Source organism: Microcystis sp. M53598_WE2 (assembly GCF_030067735.1).
Classification (GTDB): Bacteria; Cyanobacteriota; Cyanobacteriia; order Cyanobacteriales; family Microcystaceae; genus Microcystis; species Microcystis aeruginosa.
Genome location: NZ_JASJFE010000395.1, coordinates 1 through 4,028 on the forward strand (window position 1 = coordinate 1; position 4,028 = coordinate 4,028).

The 4,028-nt window shown below is 46.4% G+C and carries 4 protein-coding genes and 1 pseudogene; 1 reads left to right on the plus strand and 4 read right to left on the minus strand.

The annotated features are described in order from the left end of the window. Positions 1 to 249: 249 nt before the first annotated feature. From PX636_RS08490 to PX636_RS22645, 4 genes are read right to left on the minus strand one after another with little or no spacing between them, the layout of a single operon-like run. Complete coding sequence (locus PX636_RS08490; RefSeq protein WP_041804103.1) at positions 250 to 1,098, minus strand: transglutaminase-like domain-containing protein; 849 nt, start codon at positions 1,096 to 1,098, stop codon at positions 250 to 252. Then, entirely contained in the window at positions 1,092 to 1,598 is a 507-nt protein-coding gene (locus PX636_RS08495; protein WP_061432769.1) for a glycosyl-4,4'-diaponeurosporenoate acyltransferase CrtO family protein, read from the minus strand. The genes PX636_RS08490 and PX636_RS08495 overlap by 7 nt, the downstream gene beginning before the upstream one ends. After that, a complete protein-coding gene (locus tag PX636_RS08500; protein WP_002799015.1) occupies positions 1,599 to 2,693 on the minus strand; it encodes a glycosyltransferase family 2 protein in 1,095 nt (364 codons plus the stop codon). 35 nt (positions 2,694 to 2,728) lie between these two features. Next, the gene (locus PX636_RS22645) at positions 2,729 to 2,920 is read right to left on the minus strand and encodes a Thivi_2564 family membrane protein (RefSeq protein WP_012265960.1); all 192 of its coding nucleotides are present in this window, start codon (positions 2,918 to 2,920) and stop codon (positions 2,729 to 2,731) included. A gap of 289 nt (positions 2,921 to 3,209) precedes the next feature. Here PX636_RS22645 and PX636_RS08505 point away from each other — a divergent pair. Then, positions 3,210 to 3,758: pseudogene (locus PX636_RS08505) on the plus strand (ISAs1 family transposase); the annotation flags it as partial. Positions 3,759 to 4,028: the final 270 nt, after the last annotated feature.

The window sequence follows — 4,028 nt, forward strand, 5'->3', positions numbered from 1 at the left end:
AGTGTCCGAATGCCGGACGGCCACTTTGAACAAGTCGAAAAAATCTCATGTTCAACCTTATTTCCTAGAAAGTTTTACTCGTTCAAGGCCGAATTTGAATTCTTTTCTGAACGAAACCCCCTACTATCTGTGGTCAGGGTTCAGTTTTTAGCTTGGTTATCGCTTTTTCCATTGTAGCTTAAAGCCGTCCTCAAAGGACGGGGTTTTCAACCCAAATTTTCGATAATAGAATACCTGACTGGGGTACGCTCAAGAGATGGCGATCGCCTCTGTTGTCGGTATCAAAATATTCTCGGAAATCGGCTTGGCATCGGGTAAGTAGTCCATAAAAAGCCTCATCTGATTCATTTGTACGGGACCAAAAATAGTGGCAAAAGAAACATCGGCTGCATCTCGTCCTGTGCCAACGCGAATTAGCCCGCTCTGAGGCACAAGGCGGGTAGGATCGAAAAGATACCAGCGACCCCCTAGATAAGCCTCAAACCAGGCATGAAAATCGGGGGGATTTAAACCATAGGCGTAGCCGGAAACAAAGCGTGCTGGAATATTCAAGGCCCGACAAAAAGCAATACCTAAATGGGCAAAATCACGGCAAACGCCTACCCGTTCTATCGCTGTATCGCAAGCAGAAGTTAAAGAATCACTGCTACCAGAGAGATACAAAACATTGTCATAAATCCAGTTACAGATAGCTGTCACCCTGGAATAACCAGGGACTAAATTGCCAAATTCAGCCGCGACAAAGCGCAATAATCGATCTGACTGACAGTAACGACTCGGATAAAGATAGTACAAGATATCGAGGGGTAAATCGGCCGGCTTTACTTCAAAAATCGTACTGGGGTCTGAATAATAAGGAGATAAGCCAACGGTTGCTCGATAGGAAATTTGCAAATTGCCAGGAGGGGCATTGAGTCGAAAGTATCGGTTTCCACTGACAGAAGTGATGTATTCCTCAATCGACCGTTGAGAGTTAGAATGGAGGTCTTCCTGAACAATAATCTGATGGTTGTTGCTGACAATAGCAACATTAAGAATTAGAGTGCTTGCTTGCTCAATGCTGTAGGTTAATTCACAGCCAAGCTCATACTTTAGCATATCGTTTTTTCCTGTCCTTTCAATACGAGCAGATGCTGGAGCCGAAGCCGATTGTAACGCTGCACCCACAAACAAGGCAGGTTGAAAGCTGTTCCCACGGCGAGGTTTACCAGCACACCCCAGCCAGGAGTCCAGAGCATCGTCACTAACCAAAACAGCCAGATGGCGATGTGAACGTATTCCGCGCGACGGGTTTCAGCCAAAAAACGGGACATTACGGCACAGTCCCCACCGCCAACGGATGTTTTGCGAAAACCTCCTGGGAAGAAATCCCCTGCTTCTGGCAACCGATCCTTCCATCGCTTGATCCGCAGTACCCGATTGTACCATTGTCTATCTTCCCCCCAGGGTCGTGGCCGGGTCAGGCAGGTGTCCGTTTCTAGGAATTTCAGGGGAAGTCGATGACCGACAAAACCGATCAAAAGTGACCAGGCTGTCCAACCGACCACACAAAGCCCGACAATTACCCCATCCGGTAACTGTAGTATAGATAATCTCATTCATTCACCTTGCCATCGGGTACTTATCCTTCGTCCTTTCCATTCGATTTGACCACGTTCGAGATTCAGAATTGCCAGCAGGAACACTGCAATGAAGAAGGCAACCGGAATGGGGAAGAAAAAGACGATTGCTCCGAATGAACCCACTGGCCATACAATTATGGCTAACTGTATGGCGAAGGCAAGATAAAGCAGTACGTTATATAGTAAGGATGAATTCCCGACAATCGGCCAGCCGAATAGGGATGCGGGCAGACACCAAGCCGCCCAGAACAACCCTGAAAGCCAGAACACAACCGCCAGCATCCGCAGCCAAGAGACTTCCCCTGCTGCCGTTGCAAAGTTTTTGTCGAAACCAACAACCAAGTCCCGCAGCCCGCCGGGGTACATCCGATAGTCCAGTTGGCCATGACCAATGTAGGCACTTGCTGGCAGTCCCGCACTCTCATAAATATGAGCCATGAACCAGTCTTCTACAACATATCCTGCCACAGCGTCGTGGCCGCCGACCCGCTCATAGTCATGCTTGCTGGTAGCCATAGCCGGTCCAAAAGCCACACCACCTCTTGCTCCCAGTTTGACGGCCATCAAGCCGACGAGATTGAACAGAACCGCTAACAGTTCGTAGGGGCGTTCAGTGCGGTGATAGGGCTGAACTGAGACCAGACCACCTAAGTGTTGAACAGTTGCCACCAGCCTGCGGAGCAGCTCCTCCCCTGGCTCAGTGTCGGCATCGAGAAAGACGAGAATATCGCCAGATGAGGCTGCATATCCGGTTTTGAGTGCCCAGTTTTTCCCTGTCCAACCTGTGGGCAAAGGGCTAGTCTGCACTACTTTCACCCCGGCCTGTTCGGCGATCTGTGGGGTAGCATCGGCGGACTGGTCATCGATGACAATGATTTCGTAGGGCTTGAATGTTTGCTGCTTTAAGGCTGTTAGCAAATTAGGGAGGGTACTCTCTTCATTCCTCGCCGGAATCAAGACCGAGACTTTAGGCGAACCGACGACTGAAAGGTCTGGAAGTCGCGGCAACCGCCACATCAATCCCCAGCCTATTAGCCAGCGCACCACCAGTGTGATGGACATCAGATCCATAATAATTCAACCTTTCCTTCCGTCTAGAACATCACTCACCTACCGATACGAATTCCCTTGAGAAAACTCAGCAATCCGAACACCTTAAGAATCCACAAAACGAGGGCGATGACAACCACAATGTTCAGGATTTGCTTGATCTTGCTGTCCATCGGAATGTAGTTGTTCACGAGCCACAATAGAACCCCAACCACGATGATAACTACCACAAACTGTACCAGATCCATGACTGACCTCCTTTCTCTGATCTAATGAGTTTCGTCAAGCATTTTATTCTCTTCATTATTATATATGCTCGTTTATATATGCTCGTTAGGTGGCCCGGGCAATCGCACACAATTCTTGAAGATACGCAATAAATCTACAAGATATCCTCATGGAATAGCAATTAGGAGATAAATATTAAATTTTTCAAGTTAGTATACAGAATATTAACTATCTGTTTACAGGTTCGCACAAAACAATGTTAACGGACAAATGTTCATCACCAACAGCCCTGATTGAAAAACACGCACTCTAAAAGACCCTAGAGCGTTACACAACATTGAGCATTTGCTGATAGATATTATTGTGATTAATATCTGTGCAACCATTTGTGGGGCGAACAACTGGGAAGCAGTTGCTGCCTATGGTATAACCAAATATGAATGGCTAAAAACTTTTCTAGCTCTGCCTAATGGGATTCCCTCTCATGATACATTGATCCGATTATTTGCCCGTTTAAAATCAGAAGAACTCCAGTCATGCTTTATTAGTTGGATGCAAGCAGTTCATCAGGTGACCAATGGAGAACTCTTAAATGTGGACGGGAAAACCTGACGAGGGGCAAAAGAACGAGGAAATAACCGCAGTTTAATTCCTATGGTAAGTGTCTGGTCAGCCACTAATCATTTGGTACTTGGTCAACGAAAAGTCGCTGAAAAATCCCATGAGATTACTGCTATTCCTGAATTATTGAAGATTTGAGAAATTCGAGGTTGTTTAGTAAGTATTGATGCCATGGGATGTCAAACTGAAATTGCCTCTACAATTATTGAGCAAGGTGCTGATTATGTATTAGCATTGTGAAACGCTGATCTGCCAAGCATTATACCCTCAGTTATCTTTTGTTATCGTTTGAGTCCCGCTAAATAGGGCTTGCTGAATAATGGTAAAACCCTTTTAAAATAAGGCTTTTGACCTGTTAAAATCCGATGTTCATGCTGCGAAAATAGGATTGGGACATTCAAAAACCTTGCATTATCCTTCTTGTAGTACATAAACCGGTACAAAAAAAAGAGGGCAACAAAGCCTGAAACGACCGGCTACTGACGACCGACGACCGACTCCTAACCC